This is a genomic window from Janthinobacterium rivuli (assembly GCF_009208735.1).
Lineage (GTDB): Bacteria > Pseudomonadota > Gammaproteobacteria > Burkholderiales > Burkholderiaceae_D > Janthinobacterium.
The window spans coordinates 325,415-349,952 of record NZ_WFLJ01000001.1 but is presented as its reverse complement, the minus strand read 5'-3'; the positions used below and the strand labels follow the sequence as shown (position 1 = coordinate 349,952).

Below are 24,538 nucleotides of genomic sequence, written 5' to 3'. Positions count from 1 at the left end.
TGCAGGAAAGTTGGGATGGTCAGGATCTGATATTAGAACATAGCGCCAGGAAAGCCCCTGCCCCGCAGGGCAGTGCAAAGTCCGATGGTATTTGTCGACCGATGGCCGTTTCATCCCCTGCGCGGGCGCGCCGGACGATTCCGCCTGGCGGCGCGGATTTCAATCGAATCACTCTTGCTAGAAAAATAATTCTGAGGTGTAATGTCTTTTGCAAAAATGCATATCTACTAATTTTCGAGCGGGAGACCGCCTATTGGGAGTATCCGATGCTCGCTTCGCCGCGTGCGGGTTTCACGCAAGCCACCAGATTGCTGCGGTTGAGCACGCCACTAGGCGAGAACCACTTGCTGGCCGAATGCGTGCGCGGCGAGGAAGGGCTCAGCCAAGGATTCACGTTTCAGATAGCGGCCCTATCCACCGATGCCTCGATTTCGCTGGGTGGTGCAACCGTGGACAGCGTTCCTGGCGCGCGGCCGGGATAGCCGCGTGTTCCAGGACATGACCGTGTGCGATATCCTCGACGCGCTCTTTGCCGCGTACCAAGGTCAAGGCAAGCTGGCACCCGCATGGCGCTTTGATATCGCCGAGCGCGCCGTGTATTCACCACGCAGCCTGACCACCCAGTACCAGGAAAGCGACCTGGCGTTTGCCGAACGGCTGATGCTGGAAGAGGGCCTGTTTTACTATTTTGAGCATACGGGCGACGCCAGCAGCCCGTCCCTCGGCAGGATGAGCATGGGCAGGCCGAACCGGTGCCGGACGCCTTGCCAGCGCTGCAGCAAATGCGGCACCGCATAGACGCGCTCAAGACCAGCGACAGCAGCAGCGAGGCCCAGCCCATCGCCTACAGCGCGCGGCTGTTGCAACTGTCCAGCCCGGCCGGCATCGCCGCCACCACGCCAGCCCATGCCATCTTCAACGCCGGAAATACCGCCAGCATCGTCGCGGGTCAGGACATCAATTTTGGCGCGCAAGGCAACTATTTCTACGCTGTACAGTCCGGCATCAGCCTGTTCACCTACGGCAAGGCCAGCGACGCCGGCAAGCCGAACCAGGAAACCGGCATCAGGCTGCATGCCGCCAGTGGAAAGGTCAGCAGCCAGAGCCAGTCCGGCGAAACGCGCCTGACCGCCGACAAGGCGATAACTGTGACGAGCACCGCCAAAAGCGTCGCCATCGCGGCCAAGCAACACGTGTTGATGACGGTGCAGGGCACCTACATCAAGCTCGAAGGCGGCAATATCGAGATCCACGGGCCGGGCAAGATGGAGTTCAAGGCCAGCATGAAGGAGTTGACGGGGCCGGCGAGCAGCACAGCGAAGCTGCCCTATTTGCCGCAGGCCGGCCAGGCCAAAAATTTCCTGGAACTGAATTACCGCTGGGACGATCTGCAACCCATGGTTGGCGCACCGTACACGCTCCTGTTTGCCAATGGCGTCACGCTGGAAGGCAAGCTGGATGCGCACGGCTTTGCTCGCCTGGACGATATTCCGAACAGCGGTGCGGTGGTGCTGTACGGCGAGGATGAACGGGACGCGGAACCACGCAAGAAACAAAAAACCAATCGGGTGATCGGCGCCAAACCGCGTACCGATGAAGAGGCGCAAGCCGTCTTCGAAAAGTATCTGGCGCAGGAAGATGCATATTATAAAGATAACTATTTTCCGGACGAATTAGCCGAAATGGCCGCTGAGCGACCGCCCGGCGCGGGGAGCACCACGCTGGAATACGATTTCCACTATGACGATTACCGCTATGCCGATGAAGAGACGCCTGAAGACAGGGAAGCTGAAAAAAATTATCGTGAACGGCACGACAATGGCGAGGGTCAGGCATGAGTAATATCGTTTCGCCAGCCGGACGCGCTTTGCGCGAAGCCGACGACGGTATCGGCGGCTGGCTGGCCGAACTGGTGACAGGTGCAGGGTCCTCGCCATCGCACATCATCGTCACAGGCATCCTCGGTGTGATTCCGGGCGTCGGCCAGGCTATGGATGCGCGCGATCTGATCCTTGGCGTGATCCAGATTTCCAGGTCGCCGGCGGCGGTGGGCGGCTGGGTGGAACTGGTGATCACCTTGGTCGGCTGCGTGCCGGCAGTGGGCGACAGTCTGAAAGTGGGCTTCAAACTCATGAAGCAAGGCAGCCATTTCGGCCGCGTGCTTGAAGCGGTGTCGCCCACTTTGCGCGGCAACGTTGAAAAATTCATGCGCAAGATCGATTGGGGCGCGCTGAGCAAGGATAGCAAAGGCCTGTTCAACAGTGCCATCGGGACCTTTATCGACGGCATCGACAGCTGGGTGATCAAAGCCATGGCCGGCGGCCCGGAAATCAGGCAGCTCATCGGCGAACTCAAGGCATTGCAGAAGCAGGGACCGCGCATGATCGACGATGCGTTTGCCGAGCTGAAAAAAGTGCACGCGAAGATGATGGGAAATGAACTTCCCCACACCACGGCGGCGCTAGGGGCTACCTCGGGCAAGGTCGTGCGGCAAGAGGGACAGGACCTGGCCACGACCGTTGCCAAGAAAGAAGGAAAGGCCGCCGCAGGGGCCGACAAGAAACTGCTGGCGAAGAAAAACAAGGACGCGAAGGAAAACAAGGCCACGCCGAATACCACCAAGGTTAATACCAAGAAAAAAGGCGAGAAAAAGAAAAATTGGCGTAGCGGGGTGCCTGCGGAACATATAACCGATTATCACATTAAGGGGAAACATCTCAAGGTGAATAATGGAGGGCGATTGACCGAGGAACATAGCATGCCGCATCATGGTTTGGATCATCTATGGACAAATCCTTTGAATATTAGGTAGCCATTTATTGTTGGTGAGACTAAATCAAGTATTTTTGATTCCTTTACTTTAATTGCGGCCCTGCCGGCAGAGATGCAGGAGAAATTTCAAGCATTGCGGGAAAATGAGGCAGCCCATCCGGTAAAAAATGGAAAGCCTGATATTTTCAACAATGAGGGGCGTGATGAACACGCGAATAAGATTGTTAAAATAGATCGATCAGGAAAGACAGGTGAAGTAAGAAGCGGGTTAAATAAGGCCAATAAAAAAACGAAGTTGGCTACGCAGATGAGCCATGAGTGGATAGCTCAAGCGATAGTGGGTGAGAACTTGACTGAGTCTGGAAGAAAAGCAAAATCAATAATATCAAATTACAGAATAGACGCTGCAATAGATCCTGAAATTTTAGCGCCATATAAACGTTGGATATCTCTTATTACAGGACGGCAACTAAGTTTGCATAAAAAATCAAAGGGTGCTGAACATCATGTGCAAATAATCCTTGACTTGCCAAACAATATCATAAAGAGGTGATGAATGAACGCGATATTAAGTTCTGATGATTTTTCAAAAAAAAAGAGGGAAAATTTATTGGCCTATGATATTTATGAGGAAAATTTCGTAGGAACCATCACCTGTCTTGAGAAATTAAGAAAGGCTTTTGGACAGCCAGAGGAAAAATTAAAAAAAATACCATTATATAATTTCATGGTGGCTACCCAAGAGCAGGCATGGAATGTTGTCAATAATATCGCAAATATGTACAGTGCTGGACATAGTGTGAATGAAATTCGATCACGCTATCCAGAGGCATTGGAGTGTTGGGAATTATATGCCAAATACAATGAGGAATATGATAATAGCCAGAAAAATGAAAATGATCGTGGGTTTCCTCATTTTGCATTGCCAGGAAAGGAATATGACAAAGTAAATAGAATGCTTTGCTTCGCCATACTTTTGGGCTGGGGTAGTTTGGTGGAGAGGTTAATTAAAATTATAGATTTTAATAATCACGAAAAAGATGGGATGATTGAAAGAATATTAAGTTATTACTCGGAAAATCGATCTGTTTCGTTGAATGATTGCGTGCGACATCTGCCTTATTTTAAGACGCTGAAAATTTTTTCAGCATCGGAAAAAGATCGTCCTGCCTTGATGGCCGAGTATTTGGAAGATTGGTATCACGCCAGCCGGCGCGAGCCTTATTACGATGCGCATACGCGGGATATTTCCTTCTGGGGCTATTGGTCCTGGGAAGCCGCAGCCATCACCTTTCTGCTCGACATCGACGACAGCAGTTATGCCAGCGCGCAGTTCTATCCCAAGGATTTGGTCGATTTTGCCAGGCAGGCAAGGAAGGATTACGCACCCGAGGGCACCGACCCAATGGCGCCCAGCGAGCTCCGCGCCAAGGCTGGCGAGCCCTGCCCCAAGACCGGGTTATGGCAGGCGCTGGATGTGGTGCCGGAACTGCGTCGTTATCAACAGCACGAGGAAATGGAAAATCTGGGCTCGCGCTATGGATTGACCGTCTGGCGATTTACCGAACAATGATTGTGTGGCGTGTCTATTGTCGAGTATAGAAAAGCATCGCTTGAAATCCTGGAGATAGTCCACTGCGCGGGACGCATGACCCTGCGGGGCAGCCGCCAGGCGCTGCAAACGTAAAAAAGCCCCGCCTGCATCGCTGCAGCCGGGGCTTTCGAATGAATGGGCAGCTCGCGCCGCCCTTTGGAGCTTACAGCACTTCGCTGGCGTGATCGGCCAGGCGCGAGCGCTCGCCGCGCGCCAGGGTGACGTGGCCGCTGTGGGTCCAGCCCTTGAAGCGGTCGACCACGTAGGTCAGGCCGCTCGAGCCCTCCGTCAGGTACGGCGTGTCGATCTGCGCGATGTTGCCCAGGCACAGGATCTTCGTGCCGGGACCGGCGCGCGTGACCAGGGTCTTGACTTGTTTCGGCGTCAGGTTTTGCGCTTCATCGATGATGAGGAACTTGTTGACGAAGGTGCGGCCGCGCATGAAGTTGAGCGACTTGATCTTGATGCGCGAGCGGATCAGGTCTTGCGTTGCCGCACGGCCCCATTCGCCGCCGTCCGAATCGGACTTGTTCAGCACTTCCAGGTTGTCGTCGAAGGCGCCCATCCATGGCGACATCTTTTCCTCTTCCGTGCCTGGCAGGAAACCGATGTCTTCGCCCACCGGCACCGTCACGCGGGTCACGATGATTTCGTTGTAGAGCTTGGTTTCCAGCACTTGCGCCAGGCCGGCGGCCAGGGCCAGCAGGGTCTTGCCGGTGCCGGCCTGGCCCAGCAGGGTGACGAAGTCGCATTCCGGGTTCATCAGCAAGTTCAGCGCGAAGTTCTGCTCGCGGTTGCGGGCCGTCACGCCCCACACATTGTTCTTCGTGTGGCTGAAGTCGCGCAGGGTTTGCAGCACGGCCGTCTTGCCGTTGATCTGTTTCACCTGGCCGTAGAATGGCGTTTCGCCGTTTTTCGGTTCCAGGTAGATGAACTGGTTGACCAGCAGCGATGGAATGAACGGGCCCGTCACGCGGTAGAAGGTGGAGCTGTAGCCGTTCTTGCTTTCCTGCCAGGATTCCATGTCCTTGCCGTGCTTGTTCCAGAAGTCGTCCGGCAATTGCACGATGCCCGAATACAGCAAGTCCGTGTCTTCCAGTACATGGTCATTGAAGTAATCTTCGGCCGGCAAGCCCAGGGCGCGCGCCTTGATGCGCATGTTGATGTCTTTCGACACCAGCACGACGGGACGGCCTTCCTGTTCCGACTCGAGCGAGCGCACGACGGCCAGGATCTGGTTGTCCGCCTTGCCCACTGGCAAGCCAGCCGGCAGGTCGGCGCTTTGCAGGCGCGTCTGGAAGAACAGGCGGCCCTTGGCATCCTTGTTGCCCAGCTTGGACAGCAGGATGCCGTGCTCGATGGCGTCGTCATCCGTGTTGCTGATCAGGGCGTCGAGGGTGCGCGAAACTTGGCGCGCATTGCGCGCCACTTCCGTCATGCCCTTTTTATGGTTGTCCAGCTCTTCCAGCGTCATCATCGGCAGGTACACATCGTGTTCCTCGAAGCGGAACAGCGACGATGGATCGTGCATCAGCACGTTCGTGTCGAGCACGAACAGCTTGCTGATGCCGCGCTGGTCGGCGGCGCGGCTGGCGGACGACTTGAGCTGCACTTCCACAGGCTTGTGCTTGGCCGGATGCGGCTGCTCGGCCTGCTTGACGGGCTTGATCGGCGTGACCTTGCCTTTTGCCGCCGGCCTGGCTTTCGCGGCAGGGGCGGGCGCAGCGGCCACCGGCGCCGGGGCCGGCGCCTGTGCCGGCTTGGCGACCATCAGGGCCGCGACTTGCTTGATCTTCGTGGCCGCATTGCGGACCGGCTTGGCAACTTCGGCGATCGCCGCTTCAATGATCGGTGCAGCCACTTTCTTGGCTGCCGGGGTTTTGGTGGCCGGGCGCGCCGCGCCTGCGGTTGGGTAATCTTGGGTGGCCAGGATGGTGGCTGGCTTGCTCGGTAATTTTGGCAGTGGCATCAGGATCTCAATCAAAAAATTTCTGGAATGAATCGCCCATGGGCAGCCAGCTTCTGGCGGCACTTCTCATGGGGTGGATGCGGGGGGACAACAATGCTACAGGACGAATAACTGCCGGAAGGCCGGCAGCATGGCCGGTCATGGACGCCATCGGCGGGCTGCAGGCCCGCCTGGCGGAGTGGATGGAGGTGCTTCGTTGACTCAAAATGGCGATAGGTACCGTGAACTGAACTGCGGTTGAACTAAGCTCGCTGGAAGCCGGCAACGCGCATTGGATCAAAATGGACGATCAATTCAGATGCGCTACGAATTCCAGCACTTCTTCCACGTGAGTTGCGACCTTCACGCCTCTCCATTCTTTCACCAATCGGCCCTGGGCGTCAATCACAAACGTACTGCGCTCGACGCCACGCACGGTCTTGCCGTACATCTGTTTCATCTTCATGACGTTAAACAGCAGGCAAACGGCTTCGTCCGGGTCGGAAATGAGTTCGAATGGCAGTTCCAGCTTGGCTTTGAAACTTTCGTGCGAGCGCAGGGAATCGCGGCTGATGCCGTAGATTTCCACGCCGGCAGCGACGAATTGCGGATACGCATCGCGGAAGGCGATGTTTTCCGTGGTGCAGCCTGGGGTGTTGTCCTTCGGATAGAAAAACAGCACCGTGGCCTTGGCCGGACGGCCCAGCAACTGAAAGGTCTTGCCGCTGGTCATGGCGGCGCTAAAGTCGGGTATGCTAACGAGGGATTGGCTATCAGCCACAGGTTCTCTCCTGAACGGTGATCATCAGCGCTGTTTTTTAATCTGGCAACGCATCCAGGTGCAACAATACAGCATTCAGGCCGCTTTGCCCTGCACAATCAGGCGCCCCGAACGCCCGGGCAATTCATCCCAGGTAACGGGACAAACGGGCAAGTCCGTATTTTTTATCTTTTCATAATAATCGCCCATCGCAGCAAACTGGTAGCCCTGGGCTTTCCAGCCAGCCAGCAATTGTTCGAAAATGGGGGCGAGTTTCTGTCCTTCAAGTTCCGCATGCAAGGTATATACGTGGTCGCGCGGATTGTCCGCCGTCAGCGACAGGATATGCGCGGCAACATTGCCGGTGGTGATCAGTTTGCCGTCGATTTCGCAGCCCAGCAGCTCGTCCAGGGTGGGCAGGGTGGTGGGCAGTTGCACGCATTGCAGGATGGTGTTGCCGTTGCGCACGCGATGCGGGCCATTGCTCGGATGCAGCATGGCGCCGCGCGCGTCGAGCATGGCGCGGCCATCGGAGGCAAAGCGGTAGCCGGCCGTGTCGTGCTCGACAAAGGCGCTGACATTCATTTGCCAGCCGGCCGCGCCGTGCGTGTGCGGCTTGGTGCCAAACACCTGTTCGTAGCGGTTGGCGGCCTTGCGCATCATGGTGATGGTCCAGGCGGCGTTGCGCTTGGCCACGTTGTCTTGCCACAGGGTGTGATCCCAGGTGTGGATGCCGCACTCGAAACCGGCATCGCGCACGGCGCGCAATTGCGCCGCGCATTGCTTGCCGATATCGGGTCCCGGCAGCAAGGTGCCGTACATCAATGTTTTCAAGCCGTAGTGCTCGACCACCGAAGTGCGCGACACCTTGCTGAAAAAGCCGGGCTTCAAGGCGCGTCGCAGGGCCCAGCCCGTATGGTCGGGGCCCAGCGAAAACAGAAAGGTGGCCTTGGCCTGGTGCGCCGTCAGCATGCGCACCAGATTGCCCATGCCTTCACGGGTGCCGCGATAGGTATCGACGTCGATTTTCAGGGTCAGGAACGGCTTGCTCAACATTAATCCATCAGTGCTTTGGCTTGGGCTACCTGGCTGCGGTAGGCGTCGAAAATGTTGCGCAGGGAATCGGCCATGGTGGTGGTCGGCGCCCAGCCCAGCTCTTCGCAGGTGTTCGTGATTTTCGGCACGCGGTTTTGCACGTCCTGGTAGCCGGCGCCGTAGTAGGCACCCGAGGTCGTTTCCACGATTTTCACGTGTTTCGCGCCTTCGGCGTATTCCGGGTATTCGGCGGCCAGGGTCAGCATCATGCCGGCCAGGTCGCGGATCGAATAGTTATTGGTCGGATTGCCAATGTTGTAGATCTTGCCGCTGGCGATGCCGTTCTTGTTGGCGATGATGCGGATCAGCGCATCGATGCCGTCGTCGATGTAGGTGAACGCGCGTTTCTGCGCGCCGCCGTCGACCAGCGAGATGTTCTCGCCGCGCACGATGTGGCCAAAGAATTGCGTCACCACCCGCGAGGAACCTTCTTTCGGCGTGTGGATCGAGTCCAGGCCGGCGCCGATCCAGTTGAACGGACGGAACAGCGTGAAGTTCAAGCCTTCCATGCCGTAGCCCCAGATCACGCGGTCCATCAATTGCTTGGCGTTCGAATAGATCCAGCGCGGCTTGTTGATCGGGCCGCAGATCAGTTCCGAGTTTTCCGGATCGAATTCCTCGTCATGGCACATGCCATACACTTCCGAGGTCGACGGGAAGACCAGGTGCTTGCCGTACTTGGCGGCCGAGCGCACGATCGGCAGGTTGGCTTCGAAGTCCAGTTCGAACACGCGCAGCGGCTGCTTGACATAGGTCGACGGCGTGGCGATGGCCACCAGCGGCAGGATCACGTCGCATTTCTTGACGTGGTATTCGACCCATTCCTTGTTGATCGTGATGTCGCCTTCAAAGAAGTGCATGCGCGACTTGTAGTTGTCATCTTCCAGCAATTCCGTGATGCGGTCCGTGTTCATGTCCATGCCGTAGACATGCCAGTCGGTGGTTTCCAGGATGCGCTTGGACAGGTGGTGGCCGATGAAGCCGTTGACGCCTAAGATGAGGACTTTTTTCATGTGAGATTCTCTTGAGTGATATCAGTGTGTGCTGACGCGGGCGGTCAGACTTGCTTGCAATTGCTGAGCCGAAATCGGCTCCCCGGCAGCCCTCAGCGCGGAAATGGCCAGCATGCGGCCGTCTCCGCAGACGCCAAAGATGCAATTATCCACTACCGCCAAGCCCGGTGGCAAACTTCCTGCGGAAAGCTTGCTCAAACGGGCTCTTTCGATGGTGTAAATGACATTGTTGACTTCGGTGAAGGCGCCGGGATAGGGGGGCGCGACGGCCCGGTGCAGGTTGTAGACCTGCTGCGCGGGTAACTTCCAGTCGATCCTGCCGTCTTCGGGCGTACGTCCGCCAAAGTAGCCGCCCTGGCGCAAATCGTTGAGATGGCGCGGCGCCGTGCCGTCCAGCAAGGCCGGCAGCACGCCCCACAGCGTCTGTTCCGCCGCCACGGTGACCTTGCCGAAGACTTCGAAGGCCGTGTCGTCGGGCAGGATGGGCACGGCCGTTTGCGCCACGATGGCGCCCGCGTCCGGCTTGACCGTCATTTCATGCAGGGTGGCGCCCGTCTCCGTGGCGCCATGCAGCACGGCCCAGTTGACTGGCGCGCGGCCGCGGAACTGCGGCAGCAGCGAGCCGTGCATATTGTAGGCGGGCGCGACTTCCAGGATGCTGGCGGGCAGCATGTGGCGATAGTAAAAGCTGAACAGCATGTCCGGTGCCGCCGCCCGCACCTGCGCCAGCAGTTCGGGCGCGCGCGCGTCCGATGGCGTGATGTACGGGATGCCTTCGGCCTGGCACAGGCTGGCGACGGATTCGAACCACAGGTTTTCCGTGGGGCTGTCTTCGTGCGTGACGACGAGGGCGATATCGACGCCGCCGGCCAGCAGCACCTTGATGCAGCGCACGCCCACATTGTGGTAGCCGAAGACGACGGCGCGTGGCGCGCCCATCAGCGGCTCACCTGGCGTTTTTCCAGGCGCACATACGATGGCGCCTCGGCTTCCGCCTGGGTCATGCCGTCCTGCAAGATGGTTTGCACCACGTAGCGGGGACGGGCGCGCACCTGCTGGAAGATGCGTCCCACGTATTCGCCCACCAGGCCGATGCCGAACAGGATCACGCCCATCAGGAAGAAGGCGATGGCGAACAGGGTGAACACGCCCTGCGCCTCGGCGCCGAACAAGAAGCGACGCGACAGCAAATAGATCACCAGCACGGCCGAACTGAAGGACAGCAGCATGCCCAGCATGGAAAAGATTTGCAGGGGAATCAGCGAAAAGCCCGTGACCAGGTCGAAATTGAGGCGGATCAGGCTGTACAGCGAGTATTTCGATTCGCCGGCCGAGCGCTCCTCGTGCTCGACGGTAATTTCCGTGGGCTTGCGGGCAAACGTGTAGGCCAGAGCGGGCACGAAGGTGTTGACTTCGGCGCACTGGTTGACCAGGTCGATCACGTTGCGGCCATACGCGCGCAGCATGTTGCCCTGGTCCGTGATCTTGATATTCGTGATTTTTTCGCGCAGGCGGTTCATCATCTTCGAGGCCAGCGTGCGCCAGGCGGAATCTTGCCGCTTGCGCCGGATCGAGCCCACGTAATCGTAGCCTTCGCGCATCTTCGCCACCAGGTTGCCAATTTCCTCGGGCGGATTCTGCAGGTCGGCGTCGAGCGTGACCATGATTTGCCCGCGCGACGCTTCAAAGCCGGCCAGGATGGCCATGTGCTGGCCGTAATTGCCGTTGAACAAGATCACGCGCGTGACGTCGGGGCGCTGGCGGAACTGTTCCGCCAGGATGGGCACCGAATTGTCGCGGCTGCCATCGTTGATGAAGATGACTTCGTAGCTCGTCTGCAAGGCGTCGAGGGCCGGATACAGGCGGGCGAACAGGCTGGCCAGGCCATCCTGCTCGTTGTAGATTGGAATGATAATAGACAGTTCAGGTTTCATCGGCGCGCTGCTCATTTGATGAGAATGGATTTGACGGTGGCGACGGCGCGTTCCACGTCCTGTGTTGTCATGGCGTAGAACATCGGCAAGGTCACGGTCAGGCGGCCGATCTTTTCCGAGACGGGGAACATGCCTTCCGTAAAGCCGCGTTCGCGGTACATGGTAAACAGGTGGATCGGTGCGTAATGATAGCCCGTTCCCACGTTCTGCTGCGCCATCGCCTGCATGAAGGCGGCGCGCGTGCCGGGGCCATTGTCGGGCAGGATGATCTGGAACAAATGCCAGTTGCTGTTTTCAAAGTCCTGCACGGGCAGCTGGGCGCCGCTCAGCGCTTCGAAGTCGCTGCCGAATTGCGCGAAATAGTGGCGTGCCAGCGCGCGGCGGTGAGCCGTGATGGCGTCGATATTGGCGAACTGGCCCAGGCCGATGGCGGCCATGATGTCGCTCATGTTGTATTTGCCGCCCAGCACGTCGACGTCGATGCCGTCGACGCCGCTGCGCGTGACGCCCTGCAGCCGGTATTTTTCGGCCAGTTTTGCTTCTTCCAGGTTGTTCAGGACGAGGCAGCCGCCTTCGCCCGTGGTGATGTTCTTGTTGGCCTGGAAGCTGAACGAGACGAAATCGCCAAAGGAACCGATGCGCTTGCCCTTCCAGGTCGAGCCGAACGCTTGCGCCGCGTCTTCCACGACCCTTAAATTGTACTTTTCAGCGATCGCGTACAGGCGATCCATGTCGACGGGCAAGCCGGACAGGTAGACGGGAATGATGGCTTTGGTACGCGGGGTGATGGCCGCTTCCAGCTTGTCGAGGTCGATATTGCGCGTGACGGGATCGATGTCGGCGAACACGGGCGTGGCGCCCACTTCGATGATGACGTTGGCCGTCGCCACCCACGACACGGGCGTGGTGATGACTTCGTCGCCGGGACCGATGCCAGCGATGCGCAGCGCGATTTCCATGGTGCACGTGCCCGAATTGAAGGTGCGCACGGGGCGCCCGCCGAAATATTCGGACAGCTGGGCTTCGAAGGCCTGTACTTTCGGGCCGCTGGTGATCCAGCCCGAGCGCAGCACTTCGCCGACGGCGGCGATGGTCGCTTCGTCGATGGTGGGTTTGGAAAAGGGCAAAAAGGGCAGGGTAGAGGTCATGGGGCGCGGTTCTTGGATCTGTATGGTGTCAGGGTATCGGCGTCGCCGAGGCTGCCGTGCGGTGAAAAGCGGCCGGCAGGCATGGCTATTTTATATCGTCAGTATGGCGGCGCAGCCTCTTCAGCGGTGAAAAATCCTGCTGATACGGGAGCGGGGCTGGCCAGCCGGGGGGGGGCGCGATCCATGCTGCCTCGCGCCCCGGTTAAACATTTATTTGTTGGCAATGACCATGCGGCGCGCATCTGCGGCAATCACACGCATGGGCACGCCACGCTCCTGCAATTCCTTGTAACGGTTCAGGCTGATAATGGCCATGTCGGGCACGCCGGCGTTGGCATCGTTCGTCCACTGCGTGATGAAAGGCTCGATGTTCGGGATGGACAGTTCGGGCTGCTGTTTCAGACCAAATGTGAATTCATCCCAGTAATCGACGAGGATCACGGGCCGCTGCAGATAATACGTCAGCGACTGTTCGTAGATGCCGACCGAATAGAGCTTGGTGTCGGCCGTCAGTTCGGCCTGGATCTGCGGCAGCATGTCGGTGCCTGCGCGGTTCTGGCCATACAGTTCCGAGCCGGCCAGGATGCAGTGCGTGGCCAGGAAGCCGGCGCCGGCGATGGTCAGCACCGTCATGTCGCGGCGCAACTGGCGCGCATGCAGCAAGGCCAGGGCGCCGCCGGCCAGGGCGAAGAAGCCGGCCGCCATCAGCCAGGGCTGGTAGCCCTTCAGGGCGATCAAGGCTTGCGCGTCGCGTGCGCTGGCCTTGCCGAAGGCGATCGGTCCGCCGATCAGGATGGCCGCGCCCAGCACGCACAGCAGGCCGGCGGCGAACAGGCGCTGGCGGCGCGAGGCCGATTCCAGGTACAGCGCCACCAGCAGGGCCAGCGCCGGGAAGATGGGCACGATATAGCCAGGCAGCTTCGAGGTCGAATAGCTGAAGAAGAAGAAAATGAAGACGGCCCAGACCAGCAGCATCAAGCGGGGCTGGAAGGCGCCTTCCTGGCGCCGGAAGGCGGCGGCGATGCTTTGCGGCAGCACGCCTATCCATGGCAGCATGCCGGGAACGAGCAGCACCAGGAAGTAGTACCAGGCGCCTTCGCGCTTGTGGCCCTTCATCAGGAAGCGCTGGAAATGCTCGTGGATGAAGAAGAAATGCGGCTGTTCCGGATTGCGCAGGGCGACCAGCACGAACCATGGCGTGGCGATGGCAAAGAACAGCAGCAAGCCCTTGACCAGGTGCAGACGGGTCCAGATGCGCCAGTCGCGCGCGCACAGCGAATACAGCACCAGCACGGCGCCCGGCAGCACGATGCCGATCAGGCCCTTGGCCAGCACGGCCAGCGCCATGGCGGCCCAGCAGGCCAGCATCCAGTTGCGCCGTTCCCGTGCCGTGGCCTCGTCGCGCTGGGCGATCAGCAGGCTGCCCAGGGTGAGTGTCATCATGCCCGACAGGCCCATGTCCAGCGAATTGATCTGGCCGGAAGCGAGCCAGAACAGGCTCGACGCCAGCACCAGGCCCGCATACAGGCCCACGCGCGGGCCGAATACTTTCTTGCCCGCGTAAGCCGTCATGCACACGCCGATGATGCCGCACAGGCCGGTCCACAGGCGGGCCTGCCATTCGCCCAGGCCGAAGGCGGCAAAGGTCAGCGCATTCATCCACGTTTGCAGCGGCGGTTTTTCAAAGTACTTGATGCCGTTCAGGCGCGTCGTGATCCAGTCGCCCGTGACGAACATTTCGCGCGCCATCTCGGCGTAGCGGCCTTCGTCGGGCGGTACCAGGGTGCGTACGCCCAGCGCATACAGGGTGACGACGATGAAGATGCCCAGCAGGGACCACATCAGCACCCGGGAAGCGTGCAGTTCGTTGACGTTGATTTTCATGCGGCCTTGCCTGCGGCCGGGGCCAGGATCAGGGCCAGGGTGACCTTGCGGCCTTCGCCCATGAGGATATTGTAGGTGCGGCAGGCGGCCTGGCTATCCATGCATTCGACGCCGATGCGGCGCATGGTCAGCGCGGCCGTCAGCTTCGGATGCACGAAGCGCTGGCGCTCGCCCGTGCCGAGGATGACCACGTCGGGCGCATCGGCCAGGATTTGCGCGAAATGCGCCTCGTTCAATTGTTCGAAACTGTCCACTTCCCACGCCCGTGGCGGCATTTCCGGCATGACGATCAGGCTGTAGTTGTACGGCTGGGCATTGATCTCGACGCCGTTTTCGTCATAGCCGGTGACAGTCTGGTATTGTTGGGTGCTGCTGGCATGGAGTTTCATGGCGATATCGGGGGCTGGTCGTGTCGGTTGATCGGTGCGCGCGCGGCCACATTGCGTGCCGGGCCCAAGGGCGTAAGCATGCCATAAATGACAGAAAAGAGCGACTGAAAAGCAACATCCTTTCCAATTTGCAATGTTCAGCGCCACAGTGGGGATGCCTGCCCGCGCCATGGTAATGCTGCAATATTAAGGGAAGATGAAGAGGGCGCCCGCCGGATTGTCGTCGCGATGCGCCAGCGTGGCAGAATCGGCGTCAAATGCTGAGGTTCGCCATGTTTAATTTGATAAAATGGCCTGTTTTCGGCGAGAATGATTGTTTTCGCCTTGCAGTCTTTCGCATCGCAGTTTCACGGGTTCATAGTTCTGGCGCGGCGATCATGCTGCAAGTTCTGCTCACCGCGCCGCATCACGACAGGGATTTATTTTGCGACCGATTCAGAAATCGAATAAATTGGCGGACGTCTGCTACGACATCCGCGGCCCGGTCCTGGAAAAATCCAGGCAAATGGAAGAAGAAGGCCACAAGATCACCAAGCTCAATATCGGCAATCTGGCCGTATTCGGCTTCGATCCGCCCGACGAGATCGTGCGCGACATGATGCTCAATCTGCAGAATGCGGCCGGCTATACGGATTCGAAGGGCATGTTCGCGCCGCGCAAGGCCGTCATGCACTACACGCAGGGCAAGAATATCGCCGGCGTGACCATCGATGATATTTACCTGGGCAATGGCGCTTCCGAACTGATCGTCATGTCGATGAACGCCTTGCTCAACAGTGGCGACGAGGTGCTGGTGCCGGCGCCCGACTATCCGCTGTGGACGGCGGCCGTCAGCCTGTCGGGCGGCAACCCGGTGCACTATGTGTGCGACGAGCGCAACGAGTGGTATCCCGACATCGAGGACATGCGCCGCAAGATCACGCCGCAAACGAAAGCCATCGTCGTCATCAACCCGAACAATCCCACCGGCGCGCTGTATCCGGTGGACGTGCTGCTGCAGATCGTCGAACTGGCGCGCCAGCACCAATTGATCATTTTCGCCGACGAGATCTACGACAAGGTGCTGTACGACGAAGCCGAGCACGTGTCGATCGCCTCGCTGGCCGACGACGTGCTGTTCATCACCATGAACGGCCTGTCGAAGAATTACCGCTCCTGCGGCTACCGTTCCGGCTGGATGGTGGTCTCGGGCGAAAAGCGCCACGCAAAAGATTACATCGAAGGCCTCAACATGCTGGCCTCGATGCGGCTATGCGCCAACGCGCCGGGGCAGTTTGCCATCCAGACGGCGCTTGGCGGCTACCAGAGCATACAAGACCTGGTGGGGCCCGGCGGGCGCCTGTTGAAACAGCGCGATCTGGCGCACAAGCTGCTGACCGATATTCCGGGCGTCACCTGTGTCAAGCCGAAGGCCGCGCTGTACATGTTCCCGCGCCTGGACCCGGAGATCTATCCGATCGCCGACGACCAGCAGTTTGCCTATGAATTACTGGCCGAAGCGAAGGTCCTGATCGTGCAGGGCACGGGCTTCAACTGGATCGCGCCCGACCATTTCCGTGTCGTCTTCCTGCCCAACTCGGATGACCTGACCGAGGCCATGGGGCGCATTGCGCGCTTCCTCGAAGGCTATCGCAAGCGTCACGGTAGGGGCTGAAGCAGCCAGCAGCAATCTCGATCAACCTGGCGCCGCCCAAGGGAGGCGCCACTTATGAGCAGTCAAGCACAACTATGAAATCCATCAAGATCGGCCTGCTGGGCCTGGGCAATGTCGGTTACGGCACGTTCAGCGTCCTGAAACGCAACCAGGAAGAAATCAAGCGCCGCGCGGGCCGCGGCATTGAAGTCGTCGCCGTCGCCGTGCGCGACGTGGCGCGCGCCGAGGCGCTCGTCGCCGGCGGCTGCAAGGTCGTCAACGACCCGCACCTGATCGTCAACGATCCCGAGATCGACATCGTCGTCGAACTGATCGGCGGCTACGACCTGTCGAAGACCCTGGTGATGCAGGCCATTGCCAACGGCAAGCACGTGGTCACGGCCAACAAGGCCCTGCTGGCCGTGCACGGCAACGAAATCTTCGCCGCCGCCCAGGACAAGGGCGTGATGGTGGCCTTCGAAGCGGCCGTCGCCGGCGGCATTCCCATCATCAAGGCGCTGCGCGAAGGCTTGACGGCCAACCGCATCGAATGGATCGCCGGCATCATCAACGGCACCACCAATTTCATCCTGTCCGAGATGCGCGACAAGGGCCTCGATTTCGCCACCGTGCTGAAACAGGCGCAGGAACTGGGCTATGCCGAAGCCGACCCCACCTTCGACATCGAGGGCGTCGACGCCGCGCACAAGGCCACCATCATGTCGGCCATCGCCTTCGGCATCCCGGTGCAGTTCGACAAGGCCTACGTGGAAGGCATCAGCAACCTCAATGCCGTCGACATCCGCTACGCCGAGCAACTGGGCTACCGCATCAAGCTGCTGGGCATCACCAAGCGCGCCACCGTCAATGGCGTGGAAGGCATCGAGCTGCGCGTGCATCCGACCCTGATTCCGGCCAAGCGCCTGATCGCCAACGTGGAAGGCGCCATGAACGCGGTGCTGGTGCATGGCGACGCCGTCGGCGCCAGCCTGTACTCGGGCCGCGGCGCGGGCGCCGAGCCGACCGCCTCGTCGGTGATCGCCGACCTGGTCGACATCACGCGCCTGGCCACGGCCGACCCGGAGCACCGCGTGCCGCACCTGGCGTTCCAGCCGAACGCGATGACCGATATCGCGATCTTGCCGATGTCGGAAATCACCACCAGCTACTACCTGCGCATGCACGTGGCCGACCAGCCGGGCGTGCTGGCCGACCTGACGCGCATCCTGGCCGAACGCAGCATCTCGATCGACGCCATGCTGCAAAAGGAGCCGGCCGAAGGCGAGACGCACACGGACATCATCATGCTGACGCACCAGACGCAGGAAAAGAACGTCACGGCCGCCATCGAGAAGATGGAAGCGTTAAATAGCGTGGTGGGCACGGTCACCAAGATCCGCCTGGAAAACCTCAGCTGAGCGTTTTCAAGCGATCCATGCAAAACGGCGCCCGCGGGCGCCGTTTTTTCATCCGATGACTGTCTTAATGCTGCGGCACGTCTGGCGCGCCGACGGGGCCCACGTCCATGCCGTCATAGCTGGCCAGCTGGTTCTCCTGGGCAAACGCCATCAGTTCGCCATTGCGCGCGTGCAGGCTGTCGACGCCATGCACTTCGGCCTTTTCCACGTGCAGCACCCACACGGGCGGTGCCGCCGGATCGTCGAGTTCCGGCTGGTACAGTTCCACCGGGCGGTAGCCCTGCAGCGCCAGCACGGTGGCGGCCTGCTCCAGCGGCTCGGAAGTCGGGTTGGTGAAGTAATAGCCCCACAGCAGCGGCTGGGTCAAGTCCCAGGGCGCGTTCTCGGCGATGTTGGCGAACAGTTCGCTTACGTCTTCTTTGGTCATCATGGCGGAATCTTTCAGTCAATTTCAGGGCGAGATCTTAACATTGGCGCCCGTGGCGCGCCATGCGCCCATAAAAAAACCGGCTGTGCAGCCGGTTTTTCTTATCCGCCATGAAATCGGCTGGACATTCATTCACGCAAGCGCGAATTAGAACTTGTAGCGCAGGCCGATCGACAGCAGGTCGGCTTTCACTTTGGTGCCATCGTTGTTACCTACCTTGCCGAAGTTTTCATATTCTGCAACCAGCGACAGTTTTTTGTCGAAGTGGTAAGCAGCGCCGATGCCAAACATGGCGGAGGTCTTGTTTTGCGATTCGTTTTGGCTGAAATTCAATTCGTTGTAGGTGGCTTTGGTGCGGTTTTGCGAAACGCCAGCCTTGGCGAACAGCGAGAACTGTTCGTTCAGCGGCAGGGTGCCGGTGGCGGCGACGTAGAATGCATGGCTTTTTACTTCCAGTTTACCGCCGTCGAAGTTTTGCGTCAGTTTGCCGAAGTCGACGTAGCCGGCTTCTGCGCCGAAGTTTTGCGTGAAATCGTAGCCAGCGTAAGCTTTGTAGCCGGTGTCGCTTTTCTTGACCGAACCTGTTTCGTCCGATATTTTCAATTCCGAACGGCCAACGTTAGCGCCAATGTAAGCGCCTTCTGCTTGAGCGAACAATGGGAATGCCAGGGCGGCGCCTACAACTACTGCAAACAATTGCTTTTTCATATTAATCCTAGGTAATTAATGCGGAGAGACCGTCTCGCCGCTTAATGGGAACCGAATTGTATAGGGATGAATATGTTTATGTAAGGCAATTATTTAAAAAATATTAGAAATAAACTACGTGTTGTTTTTGAGCAACGATTAGTGTCGAATGACTATCCATGCAGGCCATCATGCGGCCACGCCGAAATGCACGCTGACCTTCAATCCGTGGCCATTTGCCGCCGTCGCCAGTTCCAGGCGTGCGCCGTGCAGGGCGGCGATGTCGCGCACGATGGCTAAACCTAGCCCCGCGCCGCCAGGGTTGCTCTCGAGCGCCGTGCCGACGCGGTAGAACGGCGTGAATACCCGTTCGCGCTCGGCCGGCGGGATGCCCTTGCCGCTGTCTTCGACCTCCAGCACGGCGCCGTGTTCTTGCCCTGCCTGCGCCGCGCGCACGCGCAGGATCACGCTGCCGCCCTGCGGCGTGTAGCGCAGGGCGTTGTCGACCAGGTTGGCCAGCAGTTCATGCAGCAGCAAGGCCTGGCCATGCACGGGCGCTTCGTCGGGCGCTTCCAGCGACAGGTCGATGTGCTTGCCGACGGCGGCCATGGCCATTTCCAGTCCCACTTGCTGCGCCACGTCGCGCAAGGGCACGGTATCCATGGCCAGGCTGTCGCCGCCATGTTCGATGCGCGCCAGGGTCAGCAGGCGATTGGCCAGCAGCACGGTCGAATCGGTGGTGGCGGCGATCGAGCGCACGATGTCGCGCAGGGCGGCGATGTCCGGCGGCGCGCCCGCCTGGCGGTCGCACTCGCGCATGGCCAGTTCGGCCTGGGTTTTCAGTACCGTCAGCGGCGTGCGCAGCTGGTGCGAGGCGTCGGCGATGAAGCGGCGCTGGCTGGCGATCAGCTGCTGCAGGCGCGACATGGCGCCGTTCATGGCGCTCACCAGTGGCCGCATTTCCTTGTGCACCAGCGTGGGATCGACATCGGACAGGTCGGACAGGGTGCGCGTCTCGACTTCCGTTTTCAGGCGCATCAGCGGGCGCAGCACGAGGCGCACGGCAAACCACACGAGGGCACCCATCACCAGTATCATCGCCGCCTGCCAGCTCAGGGTATCGAACAGGATCTGGTTCGACAGGCCGCGCCGCGCGTCCAGCGTCTCGGCCACCTGGATCAGGGCGATGCCGCGCATCGAGTCGTCGTACACGGGTTGCAGCAGGGCGGCGATGCGGATCGGCTTGCCGTGGTAATCGGCGTGGTAGAAGCGCACCAGGGCCGGATAATTCTGCGAGCGGGGCACGTTCTTCGGCACGGGCGGCAAGTCGCCATAGCCCGACACCAGTTCGCCGTTGATGCCCGTGACCTTGTAGTAGATGCGGCCCAGGGTATCTGTCTCGAAACTGTCGAGCGCCACGTAGGGCACTTCGGCCACCACCTTGCCGCCGACGATGGAGACGCGCTCGGCCAGCGCCCGCGTCGACGCCAGCAAGGAGCGGTCGTAGGCCATGTCGGCCGCGTCGAGCGCGTTGCGGTAGACGAAAACGGCATCGAGCAGCACCAGCATCACGAGGGGAATGAGCAGCCAGCGCAGCAGCTGGCTGCGCAGGCTGCCCAGCGGCCGGCCCTGCGCCCAGCGCCGGCGCAGGCGTGCGGCCAGTGGCAGGCGGGGCGCGCTCATTTTGGCGCGGCCGGCGCCATGGCGCTGCGCGGCTGCAGCAGGTAGCCGATGCCGCGCAGGGTGGTGATCACGGCGCCGTCGGGCGCGCCGCTCTCCACGCCGTTTTCCAGCTTCTTGCGCACGCGGTGGATGTACAGCTCGATGGCGTCCAGGTTGGCGTCGTCGGCCAGCGCGAAGACTTCGTCGAACAGCTTTTCCTTCGACACGGCGCGCCCCGAGCGCGTGATCAGCGCTTCGAGCACGGCGTGTTCGCGCGGCGTCAGGGCCAGCGCCGCGCCGGCGTAGCTGAACATGCGCGTGACGGTGTCGAAACTGAGGGCGCCGCAAGTGTGCACGAGGGCTTCATTGCCCTGGCTGCGGCGCAGCAGGGCTTTCACGCGCGCTTCCAGTTCGGCCAGTTCGAACGGCTTGGCCATGTAGTCGTCGGCGCCCAGGTTCAGGCCCTGCACTTTTTCATCGAGGCCGCCGCGCGCCGTGAGTATCATGACGGGAGTCTTGCCGCGCGTGCCGCCACGCGCGCGCAGGCGGCGCAGCACGTCCAGGCCATCCATCTTCGGCAGGGTCAGGTCGAGCAGCACCAGCGAGTATTCCTGCGTGTGCAGCAGGGCGTCGGCATCGGCGCCGTTGTGGGCGGTCTCTACCGTCAGGTGCGCGTCGCGCAGGGCCTTTGCCAGCCAGTGCGACAGCTCCAGATGGTCTTCCACTAATAGTATGCGCATGGTCTCCGCCATTCGTTTGAATTGGTGCAGTGTAAGCCTGCCGGCGCCGCGCCGACAGGGGCGGCGATGAATATGTTTGTGCTCTTTGTGGCTGGCTGGCGACACCTGTCAGTCTGAAAGCCAATTGAAAGGATCGCGCTCATATAGTGTGATCCTGATTCATGAAATTGATCAGGCATATCACTAATAACTATATCTAAGGGAGATACTCTACATGAAGAAGACCGCATACTCGCTGGCCGCTCTGGCTGTCCTGGCCGCCGCTGGCAGCGCCCAGGCACAATCGAACGTGACCCTGTACGGCCGCCTGGACGCCGGCATCAGCAACACCAGCAACGCCGGTCCGAACAAAAGCTCGATGACGCAGGTGAGCTCCGGCGGCATGAACACCTCGCGCTGGGGCATCCTGGGCAGCGAAGACCTGGGCGGCGGCCTGAAGGCCGTCTTCAATCTGGAAGGCGGCATCCTGGTCGACACGGGCGCGGCCGACGGCGCGCTGTTCAAGCGCCAGGCCAATGTGGGCCTGGAAGGCGCATTCGGTCGCGTCGTGCTGGGCCGCTCGTTCACCACCGTGTATGACTTCGTGCTGCCGTTCGACCCGATGGCGTATGCGCCGTTCTACTCGTGGGCCACTTCGGGCAACGCGACGGGTCCGAGCAAATACGGCATGACGACGGCCTTCGACAACATGGTCAAGTACTCGGGCAAGACGGGCGACTTCAGCTACGGCGCATCGTACGGTTTCGGCGAGCAGACGACGGGCAGCTCGGACAGCGCCAAGCTGTCCACGGCCGTCACCTACAAGACCGGTCCTGTCAGCCTGCTGGCCACGTATGAACAGGTGAACGGCAACGCCATCGCCGGCGGCGCGCGCGACAAGACCACCGTGTACCACCTGGGCGCCATGTATGACGACGGCCCGTGGAAAGTGCAGGCGGCGGCGCGCGACTACAAGCTCGATCCGGCTGCCTCCGGCAAGGCCGACGTGCGCGGCACCCTGTACTGGGGCGGCGTCAGCTACAAGACCACGCCGGTCATCACCCTGACGGGCGTGATCTACTACCAGGACGTGAAAAACGTGGCGGCCAACCTCGATGCCGATCCGATCATGTACGTGGCGCGCGTGCGTTATGCCCTGTCCAAACGCACCGACCTGTATGTGGCCGGTGCCTACGCCAAGGCCAAGCACAACCAACTGGTCAGCCTGTCGCGTGACGATGCCGGTTTCGGCGACACGCAGCGCGGCCTGATCGCCGGCATCCAGCACCGCTTCTAAGCCATGACGATGCTGCGCTCCCTGTTCCTGTCGTTGCTGTGCCTGTTGCCCGCTCTCGCGGCGGCGCAGGCGTCGGCGCCGGCCGAGTGCGTGGTGCCGTCCAAGCCGGGCGGCGCCATGGACCTGACCTGCAAGCTGGCGAAAAAAGGCCTGGCGCAGGAGGGCGTGGCCGCCGCGGGAGCGGCGATGCGCATCAGCTATCTGCCCGGCGGCATCGGCGCCGTGGCCTGGCACTCGATGGGCTCGCAGCGCCGCCGCGCGGAGCCGAACACGCTGGTGGCTTTTTCGGGCGGCTCGCTGCTCAATCTGGCGCAGGGCAAGTTCGGCAATGCCAAGGCGGGCGACGTGCGCTGGGTGGCGGCGCTGGGCGCCGACTACGGCATGATCGCCGTGCGCAGCGATTCGCCCTACAGGACGCTGGGCGACCTGATCGCGGCATTGCGCCAGCATCCGGACAAGGTGCTGATCGGCGTCTCCGGCACCATCGGCAGCCAGGATTGGCTGAAGATGGCGCTGGTGGCGCGCCATGCCGGCATCGATCCGAAAGTGCTGCGTTTTGTCGCGCTCGAAGGCGGCGGCGAAGTATTTACGGCGATGCAGGCCGATTATGTGCAGGTGGTCTCGGGCGACACCTCCGAGGCCACCCTGAACGCCAGCGCCAACCATGCGCGCGTGCTGGCGGTGCTGTCGGAAAAACGCCTGCCCGGCGTGCTGGCCGGCGTGCCGACGGCGCGCGAGCAGGGCTTCGACGTGGTCTGGCCCATCATCCGCGGCGTGTGGATGGGGCCGCAGGTGCCCGAGGCGGACTACCAGCGCTGGGTGGCCACCTTTGATCGCGTCATGGCCACGCCGCAGTTCGCCGAGTGGCGCGCCCAGGCCGGCCTGTACCCATTCGCCCTGACGGGGCCGAAGCTGACCGCGTATGTCAAGAAGGCGGTCGACGAGTATGCCCGGCAGGCGAATGAGCTTGGCCTGATGCGCTGAACGACATCCCATTAAAAAACCTATTCATAGACGGAGACAACCCCATGCAAACCAAGACCATCCTCAGCATCGCCATGGCTGGCGCATTTGCCAGCCTGGCCGGCGCCGCCTTCGCGCAAGTGCCAGCCGGCTATCCGGCCGACTACCAGAAGGTCATCGACGCCGCCAAGAAGGAAGGCAAGGTGGTGATCTACAGCGCCACCGACAGCAAGGCCGCCGCGCCGCTGATCAAGGATTTCAGCGCCCTGTATCCGGGCATCTCGGTCGAATACAACGACATGAATTCCACCGAGGTGTACAACCGCTTCATTTCCGAAGTGGCGGCGGGCGGCAACACGGCCGACGTGATGTGGTCGTCGGCGATGGACTTGCAGATGCGCCTGGCCTCCGATGGCTACGCGCTCAAGTACAAATCCGTCGAAGCGGCGAAGATTCCCGGCTGGGCCATGTGGGACGACCAGGCCTACGGCACCACGTTCGAGCCGGCCGCCATCGTCTACAACAAGCGCTTGCTCGATGCTAAGGAAGTGCCGAAGAACCACGACGATTTCGTCAAGCTGATCGCCACGCCGAAATTCAAGGACAAGGTCACCACCTACGACATCGAAAAGTCGGGCGTCGGCTTCATGTTCATGGCGCAGGATGCGAAGGAATATCCGCAGTTCCTGGCGCTGGAAAACGCCTTTGGCGCGGCCAAGGTGCGCGTGCAGTCGTCGACGGGCACCATGATGGAGCGCATCTCCTCGGGTGAAAACCTGATCGGCTACAACGTGCTGGGCTCGTATGCCCTGGTGCGCGCCAAGACCGACCCGTCGATCGGCGTGGTGCTGCCGAAGGATTACACGCTGATCCTGTCGCGCGTGCAGTTCATCAACAAGAACGCGAAGAACGTCAACGCCGGCAAGCTGTGGCTCGATTACATCCTGTCGCACCGCGGCCAGACCATCATCGCCAACGGCGCCAAGCTGTTCGCCATCCGCGCCGACGTCACGGGCGAAACCACCTCGGCTGACCTGATCAAGCAAATCGGCGCGGCCAACGTCAAGCCGATTCCCGTGCATCCGATCATCCTGCAATTCCTGGGACCGGCCAAGCGCATGGCCTTCCTGAAACAATGGAAAGAGACAGCCGGCAAAAAATAATGCCGTCCTGGCCATCCGCGGGCGCGTGCCCG

At 60.6% G+C, this 24,538-nt stretch carries 23 protein-coding genes; 10 read left to right on the top strand and 13 right to left on the bottom strand.

What is annotated here, in order from left to right:
* Window positions 1-486 precede the first annotated feature (486 nt).
* From GCN78_RS01640 to GCN78_RS01620, 5 genes are all read left to right on the top strand, one after another.
* Window positions 487-798, top strand: coding sequence for a contractile injection system protein, VgrG/Pvc8 family (locus GCN78_RS01640; RefSeq protein ID WP_413465171.1), 312 nt, complete (start codon window positions 487-489; stop codon window positions 796-798).
* Window positions 753-1,838 (top strand): DUF2345 domain-containing protein, encoded by a 1,086-nt coding sequence (locus tag GCN78_RS01635; protein ID WP_226939406.1) that lies wholly within the window; start codon window positions 753-755, stop codon window positions 1,836-1,838. Before GCN78_RS01640 ends, GCN78_RS01635 begins: the two co-directional genes overlap by 46 nt.
* A complete protein-coding gene (locus GCN78_RS01630) occupies window positions 1,835-2,812 on the top strand; it encodes a hypothetical protein (protein WP_152250124.1) in 978 nt (325 codons plus the stop codon). Before GCN78_RS01635 ends, GCN78_RS01630 begins: the two co-directional genes overlap by 4 nt.
* Before the next feature lie 72 nt (window positions 2,813-2,884).
* The gene (locus tag GCN78_RS01625) at window positions 2,885-3,325 is read left to right on the top strand and encodes a hypothetical protein (protein ID WP_152250123.1); all 441 of its coding nucleotides are present in this window, start codon (window positions 2,885-2,887) and stop codon (window positions 3,323-3,325) included.
* A gap of 3 nt (window positions 3,326-3,328) precedes the next feature.
* Window positions 3,329-4,345 (top strand): PoNe immunity protein domain-containing protein, encoded by a 1,017-nt coding sequence (locus GCN78_RS01620; protein WP_152250122.1) that lies wholly within the window; start codon window positions 3,329-3,331, stop codon window positions 4,343-4,345.
* Window positions 4,346-4,529: 184 nt separating this feature from the next.
* On the opposite strand, the gene GCN78_RS01615 is transcribed toward GCN78_RS01620, so the two are convergent.
* The 9 genes from GCN78_RS01615 to GCN78_RS01575 form a co-directional block, all read right to left on the bottom strand.
* The gene (locus GCN78_RS01615; protein WP_152250121.1) at window positions 4,530-6,335 is read right to left on the bottom strand and encodes a PhoH family protein; all 1,806 of its coding nucleotides are present in this window, start codon (window positions 6,333-6,335) and stop codon (window positions 4,530-4,532) included.
* A gap of 289 nt (window positions 6,336-6,624) precedes the next feature.
* Entirely contained in the window at window positions 6,625-7,095 is a 471-nt protein-coding gene (locus GCN78_RS01610) for a peroxiredoxin (protein ID WP_034750445.1), read from the bottom strand.
* Window positions 7,096-7,170: 75 nt separating this feature from the next.
* The gene (locus GCN78_RS01605; protein ID WP_152250120.1) at window positions 7,171-8,130 is read right to left on the bottom strand and encodes a polysaccharide deacetylase family protein; all 960 of its coding nucleotides are present in this window, start codon (window positions 8,128-8,130) and stop codon (window positions 7,171-7,173) included.
* Window positions 8,130-9,182, bottom strand: coding sequence for a bifunctional UDP-4-keto-pentose/UDP-xylose synthase (locus tag GCN78_RS01600; protein WP_070290550.1), 1,053 nt, complete (start codon window positions 9,180-9,182; stop codon window positions 8,130-8,132). The genes GCN78_RS01605 and GCN78_RS01600 overlap by 1 nt, the downstream gene beginning before the upstream one ends.
* Before the next feature lie 21 nt (window positions 9,183-9,203).
* The gene (locus tag GCN78_RS01595) at window positions 9,204-10,121 is read right to left on the bottom strand and encodes a formyltransferase (RefSeq protein WP_152250119.1); all 918 of its coding nucleotides are present in this window, start codon (window positions 10,119-10,121) and stop codon (window positions 9,204-9,206) included.
* The gene (locus GCN78_RS01590; protein ID WP_152250118.1) at window positions 10,121-11,116 is read right to left on the bottom strand and encodes a glycosyltransferase; all 996 of its coding nucleotides are present in this window, start codon (window positions 11,114-11,116) and stop codon (window positions 10,121-10,123) included. The genes GCN78_RS01595 and GCN78_RS01590 overlap by 1 nt, the downstream gene beginning before the upstream one ends.
* Window positions 11,117-11,127: 11 nt before the next feature.
* Window positions 11,128-12,264 (bottom strand): DegT/DnrJ/EryC1/StrS family aminotransferase, encoded by a 1,137-nt coding sequence (locus tag GCN78_RS01585; RefSeq protein WP_152250117.1) that lies wholly within the window; start codon window positions 12,262-12,264, stop codon window positions 11,128-11,130.
* Between the two features lie 210 nt (window positions 12,265-12,474).
* Window positions 12,475-14,148, bottom strand: a complete 1,674-nt coding sequence (locus GCN78_RS01580) for a glycosyltransferase family 39 protein (protein ID WP_152250116.1) — start codon at window positions 14,146-14,148, stop codon at window positions 12,475-12,477.
* Complete coding sequence (locus tag GCN78_RS01575) at window positions 14,145-14,537, bottom strand: Mth938-like domain-containing protein (protein WP_070260554.1); 393 nt, start codon at window positions 14,535-14,537, stop codon at window positions 14,145-14,147. The genes GCN78_RS01580 and GCN78_RS01575 overlap by 4 nt, the downstream gene beginning before the upstream one ends.
* Before the next feature lie 424 nt (window positions 14,538-14,961).
* Here GCN78_RS01575 and GCN78_RS01570 point away from each other — a divergent pair, with 424 nt between their 5' ends.
* Together GCN78_RS01570 and GCN78_RS01565 are read left to right on the top strand one after the other, a co-directional pair.
* On the top strand, window positions 14,962-16,191 hold the full coding sequence (locus GCN78_RS01570; RefSeq protein WP_152250115.1) for a pyridoxal phosphate-dependent aminotransferase: 1,230 nt from the start codon (window positions 14,962-14,964) through the stop codon (window positions 16,189-16,191).
* Window positions 16,192-16,265: 74 nt separating this feature from the next.
* A complete protein-coding gene (locus tag GCN78_RS01565) occupies window positions 16,266-17,588 on the top strand; it encodes a homoserine dehydrogenase (RefSeq protein WP_152250114.1) in 1,323 nt (440 codons plus the stop codon).
* 64 nt (window positions 17,589-17,652) lie between these two features.
* Here the strand turns inward: GCN78_RS01565 and GCN78_RS01560 are convergent, their stop codons facing one another.
* The 4 genes from GCN78_RS01560 to GCN78_RS01545 all read right to left on the bottom strand — a co-directional run bounded on the left by GCN78_RS01560 (window position 17,653) and on the right by GCN78_RS01545 (window position 21,104).
* Window positions 17,653-18,018 carry a ribonuclease E inhibitor RraB gene (locus GCN78_RS01560; RefSeq protein ID WP_152250113.1) on the bottom strand — a complete coding sequence of 122 codons (366 nt, stop codon included), beginning with the start codon at window positions 18,016-18,018 and terminating at the stop codon, window positions 17,653-17,655.
* Between the two features lie 144 nt (window positions 18,019-18,162).
* A complete protein-coding gene (locus GCN78_RS01555; protein ID WP_152250112.1) occupies window positions 18,163-18,723 on the bottom strand; it encodes an outer membrane beta-barrel protein in 561 nt (186 codons plus the stop codon).
* A gap of 168 nt (window positions 18,724-18,891) precedes the next feature.
* Window positions 18,892-20,385, bottom strand: a complete 1,494-nt coding sequence (locus GCN78_RS01550; RefSeq protein WP_152250111.1) for a sensor histidine kinase — start codon at window positions 20,383-20,385, stop codon at window positions 18,892-18,894.
* On the bottom strand, window positions 20,382-21,104 hold the full coding sequence (locus GCN78_RS01545; RefSeq protein ID WP_152250110.1) for a response regulator: 723 nt from the start codon (window positions 21,102-21,104) through the stop codon (window positions 20,382-20,384). Before GCN78_RS01545 ends, GCN78_RS01550 begins: the two co-directional genes overlap by 4 nt.
* A gap of 214 nt (window positions 21,105-21,318) precedes the next feature.
* Here GCN78_RS01545 and GCN78_RS01540 point away from each other — a divergent pair, with 214 nt between their 5' ends.
* The 3 genes from GCN78_RS01540 to GCN78_RS01530 are packed head-to-tail and all read left to right on the top strand — an operon-like array spanning window position 21,319 to window position 24,506.
* Window positions 21,319-22,380: a porin gene (locus GCN78_RS01540; protein ID WP_152250109.1), complete on the top strand. Its 1,062-nt coding sequence runs from the start codon at window positions 21,319-21,321 to the stop codon at window positions 22,378-22,380.
* 3 nt (window positions 22,381-22,383) lie between these two features.
* Complete coding sequence (locus GCN78_RS01535; protein WP_193316570.1) at window positions 22,384-23,364, top strand: Bug family tripartite tricarboxylate transporter substrate binding protein; 981 nt, start codon at window positions 22,384-22,386, stop codon at window positions 23,362-23,364.
* A 44-nt stretch (window positions 23,365-23,408) separates the two neighbouring features.
* On the top strand, window positions 23,409-24,506 hold the full coding sequence (locus tag GCN78_RS01530) for an ABC transporter substrate-binding protein (protein WP_152250108.1): 1,098 nt from the start codon (window positions 23,409-23,411) through the stop codon (window positions 24,504-24,506).
* The last annotated feature ends 32 nt before the right edge of the window (window positions 24,507-24,538 follow it).